Genomic DNA, 20,324 nt, shown 5'->3' on the forward strand with positions numbered 1-20,324 from the left:
CCTGCGAAGCCTCGCTCACTTCTCCACCTCCGCGGCCTTGCCCGCGACACCCGCGCCCGCGGTGGCCGGACCCGCGACCTCGGCGCCCATGCTGCCCATTCCGCCGGTGCCCTCCTCCAGCTCCGCCTTACGGCGCCGCGACGGCCACAGGCCCTCCGGACGGAACACCATCATCACCACCAGCGCCGCACCGAACAGCAGCATCCGGTAGTCCTGCAGCTCCCGGAACCGCTCCGGCAGCCACGCCAGCATGAACGCGCCAAGGATCACACCCGGGATGTTGCCCGAGCCGCCCAGCACCACCGACGCCAGGATCAGCGCCGACACCAGGAACACGAAGTTCTCCGGGTTGATCGACGTCTGCTTGGCCGCGAACACCACGCCGCCGCTGCCGCCGATCGCCGCGCCGATCGCGAACGCCGCCAGCTTGAACCGGAACGTCGGCACGCCCATCAGCTCAGCCGCGTCCTCGTCCTCCCGGATCGCCGCCCACGACCGGCCCACCCGGCTGTTCTCCATCCGCTTGATGAAGATGATCGTCAGGACGATGAAGAACACCAGCAGGTAGTAGTACGGCCGCGAGTCCAGCAGCCCGTACTTCAGCGGCTGCACACCGAGGATCTCGAACTCCGACAGCGACGGCGGATGCGGAATCCCCTGGATGCCCCGCGGCCCGTTGACGTAGTCGCTGTTGGCCGCCGTCTGCTTGACGATCTCACCGAACCCCAGCGTCACGATCGCCAGGTAGTCCCCGCGCAGCCGCAGCGTCGGCGCACCCAGGATCACCCCCGACAGCGCCGCCAGCAGGATCGCCAGGACCAGCGTCTCCCAGAAGCTCCACCCGTACTTGGAGGCGAAGATGCCGATCGTGTACCCGCCCACGGCGTAGAACGCCACATACCCCAGGTCGAGCAGGCCGGCCATGCCGACCACCACGTTCAGCCCCAGCGCCAGCAGCACGTAGATGCCGATCTGGTCGCTCAGCATCGTCGGCCAGTCGCTGCCGCCCGGCGCCATGAACGACCCGATCGACTCGCTCGGCAGCACCAGCGCCCCGACCACCAGCAGCAGGTACACCGTCCAGCGCACCCCGCCGGGCGCCGACGCCCACCAGTCCCGCACCGGGTCCAGCGACAGCCTCCCGGCCCGCGACCCGCCATTGCCCTTGAGGTTCTTTGTCAGGTTCATGCGCGCGCCTGCTGAAGAGACTCACCGAGAATGCCGGTGGGACGGAACATGAGGACAAGGATCAGCACCGAGAACGCCACGACGTCCCGCCACTCCGACCCGAACAGGCTCGAACCGTACATCTCGAACAGCCCGAGCGCGAAGCCGCCGACCAGCGCCCCGCGGATGTTCCCGATACCGCCCAGCACCGCAGCCGTGAACGCCTTGATGCCCAGCAGGAACCCCGTGAAGTACCACGCCTGCTCGAACCGCAGGAAGTACAGCGCCGCCGCGACACCCGCCATCGCGCCGCCCACCAGGAACGTCACCGACACCACCCGGTCGATGTTGACACCCATCAACACCGCCGTCTCCGGGTCCTGCGCCGTCGACCGGATGCCCCGGCCCAGCCGCGTGCGGTTCACGAACTGGTCCAGCGCCACCATCATCAGGATCGCCCCGACGAAGATGATCAACTTGTCGCTGCTGACCTGGATCGGCCCCACGTCGATGACGTTGCTGCGCGACACGAAGTGCTCGTCCACCGGCAGCCGCCCGCCCTCCTTCGAGGTGCCGAACACCGCCGGGACCACCAGCGTCGCGAACAGCTGCTGCAGGAAGATCGACGCACCGATCGCCGAGATCAGCGCCGCCAGCCGCGACGCCCCCTTCTTGCGCAACGGCCGGTACGCCACCAGCTCCAGCAGCATCGCCCCGCCGCCGGACACCACGGCCGCCACCACCGCCGTCAGCGCCACCACGCCGATCAGCGCGACGCCGCCCACCTCCGACACGCCCAGCAACTGCACCGTGCCCAGCGCGGCGAACGTACCGACCATGAAGATCTCCGCGTGCGCGAAATTGATCAGCCGCAGCACGCCGTAGACCATCGTGTACCCAAGGGCGACGAGCGCGTAGATCGCGCCCAACGCCAAGCCGTCGATGGTCGACGGCCAGAACTGTGAGATGAAGTCTTCGAACACCTTAGGAGCCTTTGTGGAAGGGAGCGGGAGCGCTCGTGGCACTCCCGCTCCCACGCCAACATGTCGCCCTCACGAGTCGTCCTCGCCGAGAGCACGGGCCGAGCAGGGCGTCATCCGCCTCAGCTGGTGGCCTTGGCCTCCTTGCTGTTGCCCAGCAGCGGAATCGTCTTGTCCTTCACCTCGTAGATGAAGATGTCCTGGGTCGCCAGCGCACCGTTCTCCGCGAACTTGATCTGCTTGCCCGCGCCCTCGAAGCTGACGGTCTTCAGGAACTCGTTGATCGACTTGGAGTCGGTCTTGCCCGCCTCGACCGCCTTGATCAGCGCGGTCGCCGCGTCGTAACCCTCCGCCGAGTAGATCGCCACGTCGGCGTTGTACTTCTGCTTGTAGGCGGCGGCGAAGTCCGCGGCCGTCTTGCTGCTCTTGCCCGACGCGTCGATGATGCACCCGCACGACAGCAGCGCGCCCTGCGCGTTCTTCTCACCCGCGCCGTCGATCAGACCGGTCGCCACCGAGCCGTCGCCCGACATCACCTTGCCCTGGTACCCGGCCTCGCGCAGCTGCTTGAACAGCCGCCCCGCCACCGAGTAGTAGCCGCCGTAGTACACCACGTCCGGGTTGAACTGCTTGATCTTGTTCACCGTGGACGAGTAGTCGGTGGCCTTGTCGTCCACACCCTCGGTGCCGGTCTGCGCGCCCTTGGCCTGCACGGCCTTGGCGATCGCGTCCGCCAGGCCCTTGCCGTAGACCTGCTTGTCGTGGACGGTGAAGACCTTCTTGGCCTGCAGCGAGCCGCTGATGAACTCGGCGGCGCCCGCGGCCTGCACCGCGTCGTCGGCCACCACCCGGTGCCAGAACTTCCAGCCCTTCTGGGCCAGCGTGACGTCGGTCGCCGACGGCGACACGCTCGGCACCCCGGCCTCCTCCAGGATCGGCCCGGTGGCCTGCGACTCACCCGAGAACGCCGGCCCGATCAGCGCCACGATCTTGTCGTTCTTGATCGCGCCCTGCACCAGCGGGCTGGCCTGGTCCGGCTTGCCCTGGCTGTCGTAGGTCTTAAAGTTGATCTTGACCTTGGGGTTCTTCGCGTTGTACTGGTCGATCGCCAGCTGGGCGCCCTGCTTGGGCGGAATCACCAGGCCCGAGTTCTCGCCGGTGAGATCCCCCATGAACCCGATGGTGACGCTGTCGCCGTCGCCACCGCCGCTGCCGCCGTCATCGCCGCCGCAGGCGACGGCACCGAGCGCCAGCACCGCGCTCATCGCCACCGCACCGGTGACCCTCATCATGTTGCGCCGCAAGGTGCCAACCTTTCCATCCGGATCCGGAAGGGATCGGGTACGAGTCCAACCCCGGCACCGACGTCGAGGGGGAGATATCGGTCACTCGGGGGCCAGGTATGTCGTACACCGATGACCCTCGCCAGAACAGCACCCCCGGACAGAAGGGTTACTCAGTCGTTACGGCTCCGTGCCCAAAAAACCCCGCCATCACCAGCGGCCATCACGCACAGTGACCGCCACCGCACCTGCGGACGATATGCGCCGCTCAGCCTGCGCGGCTCAACCCTGCGCCGCACCACCGGGCCGCGGGCCGCTCCCACCATTCGACCTGGCGTTCACGTCGCCCTCCCCACCGGAGGCCGCGGACCCGCGCGGCCCGGCGTCACTCCCCCCGGCGGGCCTGGCGTTACCGCCCCCCGAAGGCCTGGACCCCGCCTCACCGGCGGACCTCGCGGGACTCTCCCCCGCGGCCCCGGCCAGCACCGCCTCGGCCACCGCGCGCATGGTCAGCCTGCGGTCCATCGAGGTCTTCTGAATCCAGCGGAACGCCTCCGGCTCGGTCCACCCGTTGGCCGCCTGCAGCAGCCCCTTGGCCCGATCGACGATCTTGCGGGTCTCCAGCCGATCCTGCAGCCCGGCGACCTCGGCCTCCAGCGCCCGCAGCTCGGTGTACCGGCTGACCGCCATCTCGATCGCCGGCGCCAGGTCCGTCTTGGTGAACGGCTTGACCAGGTACGCCATCGCGCCCGCCTCGGTGGCCCGCTGCACCAGCTCGCGCTGCGAGAACGCGGTGAGGATCACCACCGGCGCGATCCGCTCGGCGGAGATCCGCTCGGCCGCCGAGATGCCGTCCAGCACGGGCATCTTGACGTCGAGGATGACCAGGTCCGGCCGCAGATCGGTGGCCAGCCGGACGGCGGCCTCCCCGTCCCCGGCCTCCCCGACGACCTCGTACCCGTCCTCCTGGAGCATCTCCTTGAGGTCCAGGCGGATCAGGGCCTCATCTTCTGCGATCACAACTCGCCGAGCGCTCTGCGTCACGCGCACGAGACTACCGGGACCCGCTACTCTGGTCTGCGGCAGGTCGCCCTAGACCTGCCAAGCTCGCAGCTTCATAGAGATGTCCGAATTGCTCGGAACCTGCCCCGATACTCCAATTGGCAGAGAGTGCGGTCTCAAACACCGTTCAGTGTGGGTTCGAATCCCACTCGGGGCACCACCTCACGGCCGCCCCCCTAAAAGGACGGCGGCTTTTACCTGAGTGCGCAGAGCTCCACCCATGACGCCCTGTGGTTTTGTCGTAGCTCTCTGCGACGATCCCCCCATGTATGACAGAGACATCGTTGATCGCGCTCTTCAGCTCAAGGCTCAGGGCCTCACAGACCGAACGGTCGCCCAGTTATGCGGCGTCTCCGTCTCAGCGGTTCGCAAGTGGCGCCACGGCACCCGGCGAGGCCCTGGCTCCCGGACGCGCATCGGAACGCCCAAGAGCCCCTGCCCACGCTGTCACGGTCGCAACCTAGATCACCGGGCGTACGCCTACCTCTTCGGCCTCTATCTGGGGGACGGGCACATCGTCAGCACGCGACCAAAGGAGCAGGGCGGCTACAGGTTTGAGCTCGCCTGCAGCGAGAAATGGCCTGGGCTTCTCGACGCTGCGGCCACTGTCATCACCCAGGTCATGCCGGGCCTCCAGGTAGGGCGACGCCACAGAACCGGTTGCATCGTTCTCCGTGCCACGTCAAAGCACTGGCCATGCCTGTTCCCACAGCACGGGCCCGGTATGAAGCACACGCGGAAGATCGAGCTGGCGGACTGGCAGCAGGAGATCGTCGACGAGCACACCGAGGAGTTCATCCGCGGTCTGATCCATTCGGACGGCTGCCGGAGCATGAACCGCGTCCGTCGGCCGCTCAAGGACGGTGACCGCTGGTACGAGTACCCCCGCTACACCTTCAGCAACGAGTCCAAGGACATTCAGCGGATCTTTACGAACGCGCTCGACCGGCTCGACATCGCGTGGAGACAGATGAACCGTAAGAACATCTCGGTGGCGCGGAGGGAGGCGGTGGCGCGGCTGGACGAGTTTGTGGGCCCCAAATACTGACCGGCGCATCCACGTCGCCACAACACCCACCCCCTCTGTTCATCGACGACGTCAGTGCGGCGGAAGCAGACACCAAGGAACGCCCCGCTGCGCTTGGCGGCCAAGCCGATCAGCCCGATCCACCACACCAGAAGACCGCCCGGCAGACGGCGGTGGCGACGCCAACGGTGGTGCGGAGGGAGACGGTGGCGCGGCTGGATGAGTTCGTGGGCGCCAAGTACTGACCGGCGCGTCCATGCCCCGCAAACACCGGCCCGCTCTGTTCTCCGGCGGCGTCGCGGTGGAAGCGGATACCGAGGAATGCCTCGCTGTACTTGGGGGCCATGCCGATCAGGCCGGTGCGCCACGTCCAGAAGACGGCGCCGGAGCTGCTGAGGAAGATGGTGGTGGCGACGCCGACGGTGGTGGCGAGGGTGGTGGCGAGTGCCTGGTGGTGGGAGATGTCGCCTTCGGTGGAGTGTTTGACGAAGGGGAGCCAGCACGCCAGGCGGGAGCGGTGGATCTGCAGTCCGCGCGGGATGGTGGTCAGGTAGGCGCCGGTCTCCAGGAGGAAGGGGTGAGGAGCCAGGGTCTCCTGGTGAAGTCGCCGGGTCTGTCGGGAAGTTCTCGATCGAGGTCACCGCACCACCAGGGGGACGAGAGAGCACAATTCCGCACAATTCCCTGGACCGTGGACGGGTGGTCACGCGGTTGTGAATGGTGGTGCGCGAGCAGTTACTTGGCCGATCGTCCCCCGTGTGGTGCTTGTGTGGTCATTCGCGCAGGGCGCCGGCGATGGCGTCGCCGATGCGCAGGACGCGCAGGGCGTTGGTGGAGCCGGGGGTGCCGGGGGGCGAGCCGGCGACGACGACGACGCGGTCGCCCTTCTGGCAGCGTCCGATTTCGAGGAGGGCCTGTTCGACCTGGCGGAACATCTCGTCGGTGTGGTCGACGTGGGGGACGATGAACGTTTCGACGCCCCAGACGTGGGCGAGGCGGCCGCGGGTGGCGGGGACGGAGGTGAAGGCGAGCAGCGGGATGGGTGAGCGGTAGCGCGACAGGCGGCGGGCGGTCTCGCCGGACATGGTGAAGGCGACGAGGGCCTCGGCGCCGACGATGGCGCCGACTTCGGCGGCGGCGCGGGCGATGGCTCCGCCGACGGTTTCGGGGATGCGGGCGAGGGTGTGGGTGGCCTGCAGGGACGCCTTCTCGGCGGTCTCGACGATGCGGCTCATGGTCTGGACGGACTCGATGGGGTACTGGCCGACGCTGGTCTCGCCGGACAGCATGACGGCGTCGGCGCCTTCGAAGACGGCGTTGGCGACGTCGGAGGTCTCGGCGCGGGTGGGCCGCGGCGAGGAGATCATCGAGTCGAGCATCTGGGTGGCCACGATGACGGGGCGGGCCTTCTCGCGGCACAGTTCGATGGCGCGCTTCTGGACGATCGGGACCTGTTCGAGGGGCAGTTCGACGCCGAGGTCGCCGCGGGCGACCATGATGCCGTCGAAGGCGGCGACGATCTCGGGGAGGCGTTCCACGGCCTGCGGTTTTTCGATCTTGGCGATGAGGGGGACGCGGACGCCCTCCTCGTCCATGATCTGGTAGCAGATGGCGGCGTCCTCGGGGGTGCGGACGAAGGACAGGGCGACCATGTCGACGCCGAGGCGCAGGGCCCAGCGCAGGTCGGTCTCGTCCTTGTCGGTGAGGGCGGGGACGCTGACGGGGACGCCGGGCAGGTTGAGGCCCTTGTTGTCGGAGACCATGCCGCCGACGGTGACGGTGGTGCGCACGCGGGGGCCGTCGACCTCGGTGACGCGGAGTGCGACGCGGCCGTCGTCGACGAGGATGGTGTCGCCGGGGGCGACGTCGCCGGGCAGGCCCTGGTAGGTGGTGGAGACCTGCTGGCGGTTGCCGGGGACGTCCTCGGTGGTGATGGTGAACTCGTCCCCGAGGGTCAGGCGTACCGGCCCGTCGGGGAAGCGTCCGACGCGGATCTTTGGGCCCTGCAGGTCGGCCAGGATGCCGACGCCGCGGCCGGTGGCCTCGGCGGCGGCTCGCAGGCGGTGGTAGACCTGCTCGTGGACGGCGTGTTCGCCGTGGCTCATGTTGAGGCGGGCGACGTCGATGCCGGCCTCCACGAGCGCGTGGATCTGCTCCTCGCTGGAGCAGGCGGGACCGATGGTGCTGACAATCTTCGCTCGACGGGTCACGTGCACAACGCTACTTAGTTACCTGCCAGTACGGATATTCGTGCAGGATACGGTCGTCCAAGATTCATCGACTGGTCTAGGGCAAGGGTCTAGACCACCGGCCTGGAACCCGTCTCCTGCGCCGTTCGCGGCGGCCTGCGCCCCTGCCGTCCGCCGCCGTGGGCCCACGATCGCAACCCCCACAACACGCCGCACAAACCCCGACACGCCCACGCCCCCGGCGGCCGGGGGCGTGGGCTCGCGGAGATCGCCGCCGGGCGGGGTCGCCGGCGGCGTCGCGCCCGCCGGTTCGGCCGGGGCGGCGGGGCGTCGGCGCGGGCGCCGCGGGGCGGTCAGGCGCGGAAGGCTTCGACGGCGGCCTGGCAGAAGGCCTTGAGGTCGTCGGGTTTGCGGCTGGTGACCAGGGTGTTGGGGCCGCCCTGGCAGATCTGGACCTCCTCGTCGACCCAGGTGGCGCCGGCGTTGCGCAGGTCGGTCTGCAGGCTGGGCCAGGAGGTGAGGGTGCGGCCGCGGACGACGTCGGCCTCGATGAGCGTCCACGGCGCGTGGCAGATGGCGGCCACCGGCTTGCCCGCGTCGAAGAAGGCCTTGGCGAACGCGACGGCCTTGGGCTGCATGCGCAGGAAGTCGGGGTTGGCGACGCCGCCGGGCAGCACCAGCGCGTGGAACGAGGCGGGGTCGGCGTCGTCGACGGTGGTGTCGACGTCGAAGGTGTCGGCCTTGTCGAGGTGGTTGAATGCCTGGACGTGGCCCGCCTCGGTGGAGACCAGGCGCGGTCGGCCGCCGGCCTGTTCGATGGCGGTCCACGGTTCGGTGAGCTCGACCTGCTCGACGCCTTCGGGCGCGACGAGGAAGGCGATGGTCTTGCCCTGCAGATCGGTGGCCATGACGGTGACCTCCTTCTCGCTTGTGGTCGGCCACCGGTCCCCCTGCCCGTATGCGGGGTCCGTATGCAGTGATGTCGGTATGCGGTGATAGGCAGGGACGTGATGGGCGTCGCGCGCTACCGCGAGGACCCGGCTCCGCCCGGGTCGGGTCTGGTGTGCCTGTGGTCGCATGAGGTGGCCCCGGACGCGGGGTCGCATGTGCAGCGGGTGGTGCCGGACGGGTGCGTGGACCTGATCTGGTGGAGTGAGGACGCGCGGGTGACCGTGGCGGGCCCGGACACCGGCCCGCACCTGCCGGAGCTGCGGCCGGGTGAGCGTCTGGTCGCGATCCGGTTCGGTCCGGGGGCGGCGCCGCCGGTGCTGGGGATGCCGGCGGACGCGGTGCGGGACGGGCGGCTGCCACTGCGGGATCTGTGGGGGGCGGACGCCGACCGTCTGGGGGAGGCGATGGCCGGGTCGTCGTCGCCGCATGCGGTGCTGACGAAGGCGGCGCTGGCGCGGGCCGAGGGGCCGCCGGATCCGATCGTGCCGGCGGTGGTGCGGGCGTTGTCGCGGGGCGAGCCGGTGCGGGAGGTGGCGGACATGCTGGGGCTGGGTGAGCGGCAGTTGCGGCGGCGGGCCCTGGCGGCGTTCGGGTACGGGCCGAAGACGCTGCAGCGGGTGCTGCGTTTTCAGCGTGCTCTTGCCCGGGCGCGGGCGGGTGAGCCGCTGGCCGGGGTGGCTCATGGCGCCGGTTACGCCGATCAGGCGCATCTGGCGCATGACGTGCGTGATCTGGCGGGGGTGCCGATCAGCGCGCTTCTGTAGACCGCCGGGGTTTTCCGGGCGGTTCCGCCGGAAGCGCGGTTGATCATGGTCTTCCGCGATGGGGTCGGCACTGGTTCACTTGCCGCATGAGTGATCCTTTCGACGAGAAGGACCGGGTTGCGCCGGTCCTGCGGACGGTGGCCGACGCGGCGGGCCCGTATCTGGAGAGCCTGCCGACGCGGCCGGTGCACGACCGGGGCCGGGACGCCCTGATCGGCGAGCTGGAGGGGCCGCTGCCGGACAAGGGGGAGGGCGCGCAGGCGGCGGTGGAGCGGCTGCTGCGGGTGGGCGCGCAGGCCGCCACGCATTCGTCGGGGCCGCGGTTCTTCCACTTCGTGGTGGGCGGGGCGACGCCCGCGGCCATGGCCGGTGACTGGATCACCTCGCTGCTGGACCAGGTGTCCGGGCTGTGGCTGGCGTCGCCGCTGGCCACGCGGCTGGAGACGACGGTGCTCGAGTGGCTGAAGGACCTGTTCGGGCTGCCCGCCTCGTTCGGGGGCGTGGTGACGCCCAGCGCCACGCTCGCGCACGTGACGGGGCTGGCGGCGGCGCGGTCGTGGTGGGCGGAGGGGCACGGGGTGGACGTGTCCGCCGAGGGGTTGACGGGGCTGCCGGTCATGCCGGTGTTCAGTAGCGGGCTGGTGCACGCCAGCACCCGCAAGGCGCTGCAGATCCTGGGGTGCGGGCGCGACACGGTGCGCGTATTCGCCCGCGACGACGCCGGAGCGGTCGACCTGGCCGCGATGGAGCGGGCGTTGGCGGCGGTGGACGGCCGGGCGGTGGTCGTGGCGAACCTGGGGGACGTCAACACGGGCGGTTCCGACCCCATCGAGGCGCTGGCCGACCTGGCCGAGCGGCACGGGGCGTGGCTGCACGTCGACGGGGCGTTCGGGATGTTCGCCGCGGTGTCGCCGCGGACGGCGCATCTGGCCCGGGGTGTGGAACGCGCCAATTCGGTGACGGTGGACGGGCACAAGTGGTTGAACGTCCCGTACGACACGGGGTTCTCGTTCGTCCGCGACAATGCGCGCCTGCGGCAGGCGTTCGGCGCGTGGGGCGCGGCGTATCTGGAGCAGCCCTCGACGGGTGACGGGCGGATCGACTACAACACCTACGGGCCGGAGTCGTCGCGGCGTGCGCGTGCGCTGCCGATATGGGCGACGTTGTGCGCCTATGGGCGGGACGGGTACCGGGCCATGGTGGAACGGCATCTGGACGTGGCGGCCCGCCTGGGTGAGCTCGTCGAGCGCGCACCCGACATGGAGCTGCTGGCGCCGGTGCAGTTGTGCGTGGTGTGCTTCCGGTACCGGCCGCCGGGTGTGCCGGAGGAGCGGCTGAACGAGCTGAACGCCCGCCTGGGCGAGGCCCTGCTCGCTGACGGCCGGGTGTACGCGGGCACCACGTCCTACCGGGGAATGACCGCGTTCCGTCCCGCCATGGTCAACTGGCGCACCACCGAGGCCGACGTCGAGCTGCTGGTGGAGGTGATCCGGGAGTTGGCCGCCCGGCCGGGAACGGCGTAGGCCCGCGCCGCCGCCGTGCGCGGCTGCCCGGGTCCGGTCGTCGGAGCCGGGCGGCCGCGGCGGGGCGGCCGCGGGTCACTTCTGCGCGCAGGGATCCCAGTCGGCGGTCTGGTCGAACTCGCCGGTGGGCTGGGTGAGGCTGAACCAGTTGCCGGAGTTGTCGCGGAACAGCGCCTCGATGCCGTAGGGGCGCTTCTCGGGCTTCTGGATGAAGTCCACGCCGCGTGCCGAGAACTGCTCGTAGGTCTTCTGGCAGTCGTCCACGATGAACGCGCCGGCGCCCAGCACGCCCTTGGCGACCAGGGAGCGGATCTGCTCGGCCGACTCGGGGTCCATCGTGGGCGGGCCGGGGACCATGAGGGTGAGCTGCAGTTCGGGCTGGTCCTTGGCGCCGACGGTGACCCAGCGCATGCCGCCCTCGCCGAACGAGACGTCGTGGCGGACCTCCAGGCCGAGTTTCTCGGTGAAGAACTTCTTGGCCTCGTCCTGGTCGAGCACCCATACGGTGGCGATGCCGAGTCCGGTGATCATTCGTGGCTCCTTCGCGTTGTCGCGTGCGGCGTCGTTTCGTGGTGCCACGTTAGGTGCGCGCCGTCGCCCGCGCCTTCTCGAAAATTGCGACGGCGGCGCCGGGACCTCGACGTTCTCCACTCCAGGGCTCGCGGGGCGTGAAGGGTGGGCGATGTCAAGGTTCGCGGAAGCCGCCGGCCCAGTAGAGGACGAAGCACGCCGGGATCGGGGGGACGCCGGTGCCGCGCTGGCGGGCGCGGAACTCGGTGGGGGTCATGCCGGTCTGCTGCTTGAAGCGGGTGCAGAACGTGCCGAGGCTGGTGAAGCCGACGAGCATGCAGATCTCGGTGACGGTCATGTTGGCCGAGCGCAGCAGGTCCTGGGCGCGTTCGATGCGTCTGCGGCTGAGGTACTGGCCGGGGGTCTCGCCGTAGGCGTCGCGGAACAGCCGGACGAAGTGGAAGCGGGAGTAGCCGGCCCGTGCGGCGACGGCGGCCACGTCCAGGGGTTCGGCCCAGTCGCGGTCCATGGCGTCCTTGGCCATGCGGAGCCTGCGCAGGGTCCCGGTGTCCAGGGTGCGCGGGCCGCTCACCACTGCGTTGCCCATGTGTCGATGCTAGGCAGCGCCTGTGACAGCGGCCCGCGCCCTGTGACGGCTCGGGCGGTCGGGGTCGCCTCGGGCGGTCGGGGTCGCCGGGCGTCAGGTGCCGATGACGCCGCCGTCCTTCTTGCGGATGACGAGGGTGGCCGAGCGGGGGCGGCCCGCCGGGTCGAAGTCGGGCCAGTTGCTGACCGCGCGTGGGTCGGCCGGGGTCGGCGTGCCCCAGGCGGTGGTCGCCTCGCCCGGGTGCTGGACGTTGACGAACAGGGTGCGTCCGTCGGGCGTCATGGTGAACCCGGTGATCTCGCAGCCGCGCGGGCCGACGAGGAACCGGCGCACCTCGCCCGTGCGGGGGTCCGCCGCGAGCATCTGGTTGTTGCCGATGTTGTCGTAGCCCTTGGACGCGAGGTTCTGCGAGGAGTTGGACACGTCGGTCTCGATCCACAGGCGGCCGCTGGGGTCGAAGCCCAGGCCGTCGGGGGAGCCGAACACGTCCTCGGGCGCCAGCGTCACCTTCGGGTCGTAGGCGGGGTCGCCCGCCAGCAGGAAGATGTCCCACTCGAAGGAGGTGGCGGTGTTGTCGCCGTGCTTCTCCCGCCACCGGATGATGTGCCCGTAGGGGTTGGGCTTGCGGGGGTTGGCCTTGTTGTCCCAGCCGGAGCCGTTGGTGAGGGTGAGGTACACGTCCTTGTTGCCGGGGTGCACCGCGACCCATTCGGGACGGTCCAGCTTGGTGGCGCCCACGGCGTCGGCGGCCTGGCGGGTGCGCAGCAGCACGTCCGCCTGGTCCTTCCAGCCGTTGGCCTTGGTGAGGGGGCCGGTGCCGAACGTCAGCGGCAGCCAGGTGCCCGAACCGTCGTCGTTGAACTTGGCCACGTAGAGCGTGCCGTGGTCGAGGGGGCTCTTGCCGAGCGCGCGCAGCTGGCGCCAGGGCGCGCTGCCGACGAACTTGTAGACGTACTCGCCGTCCTGGTCGTCACCGGTGTAGACGACGACGCGGCCGCGTGACTCGGTGACGGTGGCGCTCTCGTGCTTGACGCGGCCCAGCGCGGTGCGCTTGACGGGCGTGTGGTGCGGGTTGAACGGGTCGATCTCGACGACCCAGCCGAACCGGTTGGTCTCGTTGGGGTTGACGGCGAGGTCGAACCGGGAGTCGGCGGTGTGCCACTTGTAGCCGCCGCCCGCGGCGTTCACTCCGTAGCGGGCGAGTTCGGGGGACGGCTTCCAGGAGGTGTCGGTGGTGCCGAAGTAGCTGTTCCAGTTCTCCTCGCACGCCAGGTAGGTGCCCCAGGGGGTGGCGCCGCTGGAGCAGTTGTTGAGCGTGCCCATGGGACGGTTCCTGGCCTGCAGCGCGGGGTGGGCGGCGTGCACCGGCCCGGAGAACGTCACGGGGGTCGACCCGGTGACCCTGCGGTTGTAGCGGGAGTCGACGCGCTGCCAGCGGCCCTTCACCTGGGCGACCTTGACGACGCTGACGCCGTGGGCGGCCAGGGCCTTGTCGACCTTCTCCTTGGTCATCACGGCGTCGCCGTCGGGGAACAGCAGCGCCTGGTCCACGTACTCGTGGTTGAGCACCAGCAGGCCCTCGTGCCCCCCGCGCAGGGGGAAGAAGTGCATGCCGTCGTGGTTCATGCCGATCTGCTGCGCCTGCTCGGCCGCGGTGTTGGAGGCGTCCTTCTTCCACTGGGGGCCGCGCGAGTGGAGCGGCGTGCCCCACGGGATCAGGACGTCGGCCGTGTAGCCGTCGGGGACGGTCACCTTGTCGGCGGTGCCGGCGGGGACGGCCTTGAACCCGAGCAGGCCGCGCCTGCCACGGCCGTGGGACGCCGGGGCCGCGGTCACCGCCGCCGTCGCCGTGCCGGAGCCCACACCGGCGCCGAGGAATCCCGCCGCGGCGAGCAGCGTGCCGCCGCGGATCGCCGACCTGCGCGACAGGCGGGCCTGGACGATCTCTCCGAACGTCGCGTTGCCCGACGGGTTGGAGCTGATGTCGTCAGGGTCGACGGTCATGTATGCACCTCATCACTCTGCGTTTCTTCACCGCGTTCCGGAAGGCGGGGCCCACCGGAACGCCACTGGGAAACTAGAGCGCTCCACTAACGTTCCGGCGGATCGCAGATGAACAACGCCTGACCAACCGCACGTCACAGCGCTCGCCCCCGCCACCGCCACACCGGGTGAGCGGACGCCCGCGTACGGCTCGTCCCGGCCGCGCGTCACCCGGGCCGGGTGATATCCGGAAGGCCGACGGCGGCGGTCACAGGCAGCCTTCGAACTGGGGCACCTCGACGATGGGGCGCCGGTCGAGCCCGGTGCCGCCGAACCACTTGCGCAGCAGCGCGGCGGTGGTCCCGTCCTGGTACATGCGGGTGATGGCGCCGTTGAGCGCCTCGCAGCCGTCGGGGTCGCCGCGGCGCATTCCGATTCCGCTGTTCTGCTCGCTGATCTGCGCGCCGATCAGCCGCATTCCCCCGCCCGCGCGTTTGGCCAGTCCCGCGAGGATCACGTCGTTGGTGGTGATCGCGTCGACGCCGTTCGCGCGGATCAGGGACATGCAGCGGTCGTAGTCCTTGGCGGGGACGAGCGCGGCGGTCATTCCCCGGACCGCCATCAGCCGTTTGGTGGTGTCCGAGCCCTCCACCGCGCAGAATCTGCGGCCCTTCAGGTCGCGCAGTCCGGTGACGCCTCTCATGTCGTCGCGTACCAGGACGTCCTGGTAGGAGGTGAGGTAGGGGCCGGCGAAGGCGATCCGGGTCTTGCGTTCGGGCGTGACCGAAAGGGTGGCGAGCACCAGGTCGGCCTTTTTCGTTTCCAGCGCCGGAATGCGGTCGGCGGCCAGCACCGGGACGAAGGTGACCATCCGACCCAGGTCGCGGGCGATATACCGGGCCACGTCGATGTCGAATCCCTCGAACGTGCCGTCCGGTCGCCGCAGCCCCAGCCCCGGCAGGTCGGGCCGCACGCCGACCACCCAGGTCTTCTTGTGGAGCAGCGACTCGCCGCCGCCGTTCCCGCACGCGGACAGCAGCGCACCCGCCAGCGCGGTCAGCAGGACGATCAGCGTCGGCAGGCGCACTCCGGCCTCCAGTAAAGGTCACGCCGGCGTACCAGGGGCCGGGGGCATGAGTGATGATTCCCGTTCCACGGCCGCAGTCAAGCCCCTGGCCGATCATGGACGGCCGTCGTGGCGGCCGGGGCGCGCGGAAGGCGGCCGCGCGCGGCGGGGACGCGCGGCCGCCCGCGCGTCACGTGCGGAACGGTCCGGTGACGCAGTAGGTGATGCCGCCGGACGAGGACCCCGACGTGCCGCGCTGGGAGGAGAAGTACAGGCGGTCGCCGGCGGGGTTGAAGGCCGGTCCGGTGATCTCCGAGCCGCTCTGCCCGTTGATCCGCAGGAACACCGAGATGGTGTCGTCCGGCGTGATCACGCAGATCTCCATGTTGCCGCCGTCCTCGGCCACGTACAGGTCCCCGAAGGACGATCCGGTGACGTTGTCGACGCCGGTCAGCGGCGCGGGGCCGGGGTTGACGAGGTTGTCGTCGTAGGCCAGGTCGTAGGTGCCGCCGGCCAGGTCGAGCTGCCAGACGCGGTTGTCGCCCTTGGTGGTGAACCAGACCGTGTCGTCGGCGTAGTAGCAGCCCTCGCCTCCGTTGAACACCTTCGCTCCCGGCACCTGGTAGCGGGTGGCGGTGGGAGAGCCGTCGGGGTCGGGCACGTTCGCCCAGGAGAACGAGCCGGACGTCGCGGAGCCCGCCACGAGGACCTGCAGGGTGCCCGACGACAGGTCGCCCCAGGTGGACGGGACGAACCGGTAGAACCGTCCGTCGCTCTTGTCCTCGGTCATGTAGATGACCTTCCGCACCGGGTCGGCGGCGGCGGCCTCGTGGGTGAAGCGGCCCATCGCCGGACGCGCCACGGCCGTGCCGCCGAAGGGGTAGGTCTCCCAGACCTGCCCGTTGGAGACCTCCTCGCACGACAGCCAGGTGTTCCAGGGCGTGGCGCCGCCCGCGCAGTTGGTGTTGGTGCCGCCGAGCAGGCGGTAGGCGGAGGTGACGTTGCCGCCGGCGTCGAAGCGCAGGGCGGAGGCGCCGCCGGCGCCGCCGCCGACCTCGGAGTTGGACACGTAGATCCAGCCGGTGCCGTCGGCGAAGCAGGCGCCGCCGTCAGGGGCGTCGTGCCAGGTGTAGGAGGTGCCCGGCACCGTCTGCCTGGACCGGGCCACCACCCGGCTGGTGAACCCGGCGGGGAGCTGGATGCCGTTGGCGTCGGCGGCCTGCAGCGGGCCGTAGGGGCCGGCGGCGTTCTGCGCGGGGGCGGCGAGCGCGGCGTTCTGCCAGAGCCCGCCGGAGAAGGCGACGGCTCCGGCCCCGGCCACCGTGGCGCGGAGGAATGTGCGACGTTCCATGGACGATGTCTCCTCAAAGGGGGGTTGCGAAGACGATCTGCTGCCGCGGCCTCGCCGAGTGTAAGCCGGGCGCGGCGAAATTCCGGTGGCCGCTTCGATGAACGCCGCCTGTACCAGGAATGGCCGATCCTCATCGCGGCTTTTCCACCGCTCTTCTCTCCGTCCGCCGGTACCGAATTCCGTCCTCACCGCACGAATTGGCCAGCGAAAAGACGCCCGGCACACCCCGTCCTTCCAAGGCCATTCCCGCGATCGCACCCGCCGGATTGATCACCTGCCGGCGAACGTGTTACGGCGAGGCTGATCACGACGCGGTCGGCGAATCGCCGAATGCCCCGGTATGTCCCGATCCGTCCGCCGACGCCCCCGTGGGCGCCCGGCAGCAGGCGCCCCCTGCCCGGAAGACGGCCCGTGCGACCTTCCGCGAGCGGCGGCGGACACACGGCCGTAATGGCTATAGTCTCTCTTGACCGGTTACAGTGACGGAGAATCCGCGACCATGAACATCCCCCTCAGCGACTACACGACCGGCGCGACCGTGGCGTCCGACCTGGTCAACACCTCCCCCACGGTGCGCGTCACCACCGGCGACGCCCTCCCCGACACCGCCGCGCTCGCGCGGTTCCTCGCCGAGCACGACGTGCGGCTCGACGCGCCGCCGCCGACCGACGACGACCTCCGCCTGGTGCACGTGCTGCGCATGCAGATACGCGTCATCCTGGAGACCGAGACCGAGGAGCATGCCGTCGCGGGCGCGTCCGTGCTGGTCAGGCGCGCCGCCCTCGCCCCGGTGCTGCACCGCGACGACGACGGCCGGTGGCAGTGGCACGTCCCGACGGCCCCCGGCGCCCCGCTGGCCGACGAACTGGCGGCGCTCGTCGGCGTCGGGCTGTTCGGCGTCGTCCGCACGCTGGGCCGCGAGCGTTTCCGTTCCTGCGCCGCCCCGGGCTGCCGCGGCGTGTTCGTCGACACCAGCCGGGCCGGGAAACGCCGCTACTGCATGCCCGACCTGTGCGGCAACCGTCTCAACGTCGCCAACCACCGCGCCCGGCGGCGCCTGGGGAGCGTGGCCCGGTGAACGCCCCGCGACTGCACGGCGCCATCCGGCTCCCCGACGGCACGTGGATCCGCGGCCGCGGACTGCGCCACCCCGCGCCCGACGGCCCACCGCCCGACTTCGGCCTGTACCTGGGCACGTCCCGCCTGCGCCGCCGTCACGAGGACCTGCTGACGTGGCCGTCCCACTGGATCGACTGGCCCGACTTCCTGCTCCCCCGCGACCGCGACGACGCCGTCCGGCGGATCCGCGCGCTGCACGAACGGGCACGCGCGGGCGAGGCCGTGGAGGTCGCCTGCGGTGGCGGCGTCGGCCGCACCGGCACCGTCATCGCCTGCCTGGCCGTCCTGGCCGGTCTCCCCCCGTCCGACGCCGTCCCCTGGACGCGCGAGCACCACCACCCCCGCGCCGTCGAAACCCCCTGGCAACGCCGCTGGGTGACGCGGTTCCCCCGTTGAGGACCAGCCGGTCCGGCGCGGTGGCGCGCCGCCGCGCCGGACCGGTAGAAACGGGCGGGACGCTTTGATCACCGGGACGGACGGGAGCCGGGTCATGGAGGCGCTCGCCGCGCAGGATCCTCGCAGCATCGGCCGCTACCGCCTGCAGGCCAGGCTGGGCGCCGGCGGCATGGGCCGGGTGTATCTCGGCCACTCCCCCGGCGGCCGGGCCGTCGCCGTCAAGGTCGTCCACCCGGACCTTGCCGCCGACCCGCAGTTCCGCCGCCGCTTCGCCGCCGAGGTGCAGGCCGCGCGCACCGTGGGCGGTTTCCACACCACGCCCGTCGTGGACGCCGACCCCGACGCCGACCCGCCGTGGCTGGTCACCGCCTACATCGCCGGCCCGTCGCTGGCCGAAGTCCTCTCCGTCCACGGTCCGCTGCCCGAACCCACGGTGCGGCGGCTGGGCGCCGGACTGGCCGAAGCCCTGGAGGCCATCCACGCCGCCGGGCTGGTGCACCGCGACCTCAAACCGTCCAACATCCTGCTCGCCGACGACGGGCCCCGCGTCATCGACTTCGGCATCGCCCGCGCCCTGGACGCCACCGCGCTCACCCGCCCCGGCGCGGTGCCCGGCACCCCCGGTTACCTGGCCCCCGAGCAACTCACCGACGGGCCGGCGGGCCCGCCCGCCGACGTGTTCGCCCTCGGCACCGTCCTGTGCCACGCCGCGGGCGTCCAGCCCTTCGGTGACGGCCCCGTCCACGCGCTGCTGTACCGCACCGTCCACCAGGAACCCGCGCTGGACGGCGTGCCCGCCTCCCTGCGCGACGTCGTGGCGGCATGCCTGGCCAAGGACCCCGACCACCGTCCCACGGCCGCGCAGGTCCTCGGCCGCCTGTCAACGGCCCCGCCCGCGGAGACGCCGACGGCCTGGCTGCCCGGCCCGATACGCACCATGGTCACCGAACGGATCACCCCGGTGCCGCCCTCGGATGAACCCGCCGGGACGCGTCAGATCACCGAACCGCCCCGCGAGCCCGCCCCGGCGGGCCCGGCCCCTTCTCCGCGACCGCCCACTCCCGAATGGGTCAGCCTCACAGGACGCAAGGCGGCGCAGGCGATGAGCCTGACCGGGTCCCTGGTGCTGATCGGCCTCTGCGCGTTCATCCTCGTGGCCGGGCTGGTGAACAACCCGGACTGGACGCCCCCGGAGCTGATCCTCGCGGCCGTCTTCGTGGTGGGGCTGGCCGGCGGCCTGCGCAGCGCCATCTACCACCTGGCCGCCGTGACGCAGCCGTACGAACTGCACGTCGGCACACCCGGTATCCAGGTGCAATACGGCGGACGCACCACCTTCTACGGCTGGGAGCATCTCGCCCAGGTGTCGGTGCGGCGCGGCGGTGTCGGCGGAACCGGCCCCTGGGCGCTGGCGGTGGTGCCCGCGCCGGGCGTCCGCACCCCCCGCCACCGCACCCCCCTCGTCCGCCCGTACACGCACATCTACCGCACGGGCCTGGAACGCAGGTGGGTGGTGCTCGCCCACGTCCGCGAACTCCACCGCGACCACGACCACGTCGCCCGGATCGTCCGCGCCTACGCCGGCACCCGCTGGCGGACCTGACCCCCGTCCTCCCGACCAGAGAGCGTGCGGGCGGTCCGGGTCTGGCAGTCGTCGTTGGTGCTGTCGGAGGCGCCGGAGGGTTTCGGCTCCCACCGCATGGCGCTCGACGGAAGGAAGGCGTAGGTCTCGCCCGCTGCGGTAGTGCTCAGCGGGCGCCGGGCCAGGGGCCTGGGGGGTGGTGGGGCAGGGCCTCGGTTTCGACCTTGGTGTCGTAGAGGCGGAAGCCGCGGGACTGGTAGTTGCGCAGGGCGGCGGGGCCGTCGAGGGAGCAGGTGTGCAGCCAGACGCGGGTGGTGGGTTTGCGGTCGGGCCAGCGGTCGGCCAGGTCCCAGGCGCGGGAGGCGGCGACGGTCAGCAGGTGGCCGCCGAGGCCCTGGCCGAGGAAGGGGCGCAGGAGGCCGAAGTAGGCGATCTCGACCTGGCCGTCGGGCTGCGGGTCGAGTTCGGCGAAGCCGGCGGGGGTGCCGCGGACGTAGGCGATCCAGGTCTCGACGCCGGGGCGTTCGAGCCAGTTGCGCCACTGCTCGTACGTCCAGGACAGGCGGTCGATCCAGTACCAGTCGCCGCCGACGGCGCTGTAGAGGAAGCGGCTCAGTTCGGGGAGGACGACCTCGGCGCGGACGATGTCGGCGGAGGTCTCGGGGGCGGGACACAGGTCGCCGGGGTCGCGCTGCTCCAGGTACCAGGTGGTGACGTCGATCCGGCGGCTCGGCATGCGGTTCCCCCCTTCGTGGCGCGACCAT

Annotated in this window: 18 protein-coding genes, 1 tRNA gene and 2 pseudogenes; 8 read left to right on the forward strand and 13 right to left on the reverse strand. The window is 70.9% G+C overall.

The window, feature by feature from the left end; all coding sequences use genetic code 11:
• Nucleotides 1-15 precede the first annotated feature (15 nt).
• From ABZ801_RS05955 to ABZ801_RS05970, 4 genes and pseudogenes are all read right to left on the reverse strand, one after another.
• Nucleotides 16-1,188, reverse strand: a complete 1,173-nt coding sequence (locus tag ABZ801_RS05955) for a branched-chain amino acid ABC transporter permease (RefSeq protein WP_344952060.1) — start codon at nt 1,186-1,188, stop codon at nt 16-18.
• On the reverse strand, nt 1,185-2,150 hold the full coding sequence (locus tag ABZ801_RS05960) for a branched-chain amino acid ABC transporter permease (RefSeq protein ID WP_360693446.1): 966 nt from the start codon (nt 2,148-2,150) through the stop codon (nt 1,185-1,187). The genes ABZ801_RS05955 and ABZ801_RS05960 overlap by 4 nt, the downstream gene beginning before the upstream one ends.
• Before the next feature lie 119 nt (nt 2,151-2,269).
• Complete coding sequence (locus ABZ801_RS05965; protein WP_344952066.1) at nt 2,270-3,451, reverse strand: branched-chain amino acid ABC transporter substrate-binding protein; 1,182 nt, start codon at nt 3,449-3,451, stop codon at nt 2,270-2,272.
• A 459-nt stretch (nt 3,452-3,910) separates the two neighbouring features.
• A pseudogene (locus tag ABZ801_RS05970) lies at nt 3,911-4,480 on the reverse strand (response regulator); the annotation flags it as partial.
• A gap of 95 nt (nt 4,481-4,575) precedes the next feature.
• Between ABZ801_RS05970 and ABZ801_RS05975 the strand changes: the two are divergent.
• From ABZ801_RS05975 to ABZ801_RS05985, 3 genes and pseudogenes are all read left to right on the forward strand, one after another.
• Nucleotides 4,576-4,652: transfer RNA gene (locus ABZ801_RS05975), tRNA-Leu, on the forward strand.
• Between the two features lie 105 nt (nt 4,653-4,757).
• Nucleotides 4,758-4,877 (forward strand): annotated as a pseudogene (locus ABZ801_RS05980) (helix-turn-helix domain-containing protein); the annotation flags it as partial.
• Nucleotides 4,878-5,216: 339 nt separating this feature from the next.
• On the forward strand, nt 5,217-5,540 hold the full coding sequence (locus tag ABZ801_RS05985) for a hypothetical protein (protein ID WP_360694175.1): 324 nt from the start codon (nt 5,217-5,219) through the stop codon (nt 5,538-5,540).
• A 109-nt stretch (nt 5,541-5,649) separates the two neighbouring features.
• Here the strand turns inward: ABZ801_RS05985 and ABZ801_RS05990 are convergent, their stop codons facing one another.
• The 3 genes from ABZ801_RS05990 to ABZ801_RS06000 all read right to left on the reverse strand — a co-directional run bounded on the left by ABZ801_RS05990 (nt 5,650) and on the right by ABZ801_RS06000 (nt 8,616).
• Nucleotides 5,650-6,108 (reverse strand): alanine:cation symporter family protein, encoded by a 459-nt coding sequence (locus tag ABZ801_RS05990; RefSeq protein WP_360694145.1) that lies wholly within the window; start codon nt 6,106-6,108, stop codon nt 5,650-5,652.
• A gap of 184 nt (nt 6,109-6,292) precedes the next feature.
• Nucleotides 6,293-7,729, reverse strand: a complete 1,437-nt coding sequence (pyk, locus tag ABZ801_RS05995) for a pyruvate kinase (protein WP_360693450.1) — start codon at nt 7,727-7,729, stop codon at nt 6,293-6,295.
• Nucleotides 7,730-8,061: 332 nt separating this feature from the next.
• Nucleotides 8,062-8,616 carry a type 1 glutamine amidotransferase domain-containing protein gene (locus ABZ801_RS06000; protein WP_344952074.1) on the reverse strand — a complete coding sequence of 185 codons (555 nt, stop codon included), beginning with the start codon at nt 8,614-8,616 and terminating at the stop codon, nt 8,062-8,064.
• Between the two features lie 102 nt (nt 8,617-8,718).
• Between ABZ801_RS06000 and ABZ801_RS06005 the strand changes: the two genes are divergently transcribed.
• Both ABZ801_RS06005 and ABZ801_RS06010 read left to right on the forward strand, forming a co-directional pair.
• Nucleotides 8,719-9,423 (forward strand): helix-turn-helix domain-containing protein, encoded by a 705-nt coding sequence (locus ABZ801_RS06005; RefSeq protein WP_360693453.1) that lies wholly within the window; start codon nt 8,719-8,721, stop codon nt 9,421-9,423.
• An 86-nt stretch (nt 9,424-9,509) separates the two neighbouring features.
• Nucleotides 9,510-10,946, forward strand: coding sequence for an aminotransferase class I/II-fold pyridoxal phosphate-dependent enzyme (locus ABZ801_RS06010; RefSeq protein ID WP_360693456.1), 1,437 nt, complete (start codon nt 9,510-9,512; stop codon nt 10,944-10,946).
• Nucleotides 10,947-11,021: 75 nt separating this feature from the next.
• Here the strand turns inward: ABZ801_RS06010 and ABZ801_RS06015 are convergent, their stop codons facing one another.
• The 5 genes from ABZ801_RS06015 to ABZ801_RS06035 all read right to left on the reverse strand — a co-directional run bounded on the left by ABZ801_RS06015 (nt 11,022) and on the right by ABZ801_RS06035 (nt 16,463).
• Nucleotides 11,022-11,477, reverse strand: a complete 456-nt coding sequence (locus tag ABZ801_RS06015) for a VOC family protein (protein WP_360693459.1) — start codon at nt 11,475-11,477, stop codon at nt 11,022-11,024.
• A 154-nt stretch (nt 11,478-11,631) separates the two neighbouring features.
• Complete coding sequence (locus tag ABZ801_RS06020; protein WP_344952084.1) at nt 11,632-12,063, reverse strand: AraC family transcriptional regulator; 432 nt, start codon at nt 12,061-12,063, stop codon at nt 11,632-11,634.
• A 93-nt stretch (nt 12,064-12,156) separates the two neighbouring features.
• Nucleotides 12,157-14,067: a PhoX family phosphatase gene (locus tag ABZ801_RS06025; protein ID WP_360693462.1), complete on the reverse strand. Its 1,911-nt coding sequence runs from the start codon at nt 14,065-14,067 to the stop codon at nt 12,157-12,159.
• A 247-nt stretch (nt 14,068-14,314) separates the two neighbouring features.
• Entirely contained in the window at nt 14,315-15,133 is an 819-nt protein-coding gene (locus tag ABZ801_RS06030; protein ID WP_360693465.1) for a transporter substrate-binding domain-containing protein, read from the reverse strand.
• Between the two features lie 169 nt (nt 15,134-15,302).
• On the reverse strand, nt 15,303-16,463 hold the full coding sequence (locus tag ABZ801_RS06035; protein ID WP_360693468.1) for an alkaline phosphatase PhoX: 1,161 nt from the start codon (nt 16,461-16,463) through the stop codon (nt 15,303-15,305).
• A 499-nt stretch (nt 16,464-16,962) separates the two neighbouring features.
• Here ABZ801_RS06035 and ABZ801_RS06040 point away from each other — a divergent pair, with 499 nt between their 5' ends.
• From ABZ801_RS06040 to ABZ801_RS06050, 3 genes are all read left to right on the forward strand, one after another.
• Nucleotides 16,963-17,541, forward strand: coding sequence for a CGNR zinc finger domain-containing protein (locus ABZ801_RS06040; RefSeq protein ID WP_360693471.1), 579 nt, complete (start codon nt 16,963-16,965; stop codon nt 17,539-17,541).
• A complete protein-coding gene (locus ABZ801_RS06045; RefSeq protein ID WP_360693474.1) occupies nt 17,538-17,978 on the forward strand; it encodes a protein-tyrosine phosphatase family protein in 441 nt (146 codons plus the stop codon). The genes ABZ801_RS06040 and ABZ801_RS06045 overlap by 4 nt, the downstream gene beginning before the upstream one ends.
• 94 nt (nt 17,979-18,072) lie before the next feature.
• The gene (locus ABZ801_RS06050) at nt 18,073-19,581 is read left to right on the forward strand and encodes a serine/threonine-protein kinase (RefSeq protein WP_360693477.1); all 1,509 of its coding nucleotides are present in this window, start codon (nt 18,073-18,075) and stop codon (nt 19,579-19,581) included.
• Nucleotides 19,582-19,726: 145 nt separating this feature from the next.
• On the opposite strand, the gene ABZ801_RS06055 is transcribed toward ABZ801_RS06050, so the two are convergent.
• Nucleotides 19,727-20,296, reverse strand: a complete 570-nt coding sequence (locus ABZ801_RS06055; protein ID WP_344952106.1) for a GNAT family N-acetyltransferase — start codon at nt 20,294-20,296, stop codon at nt 19,727-19,729.
• Nucleotides 20,297-20,324 lie beyond the last annotated feature (28 nt).

Origin of the sequence: Actinomadura sp. NPDC047616 (genome assembly GCF_040642915.1) — a bacterium.
Lineage (GTDB): Bacteria > Actinomycetota > Actinomycetes > Streptosporangiales > Streptosporangiaceae > Spirillospora > Spirillospora miaoliensis.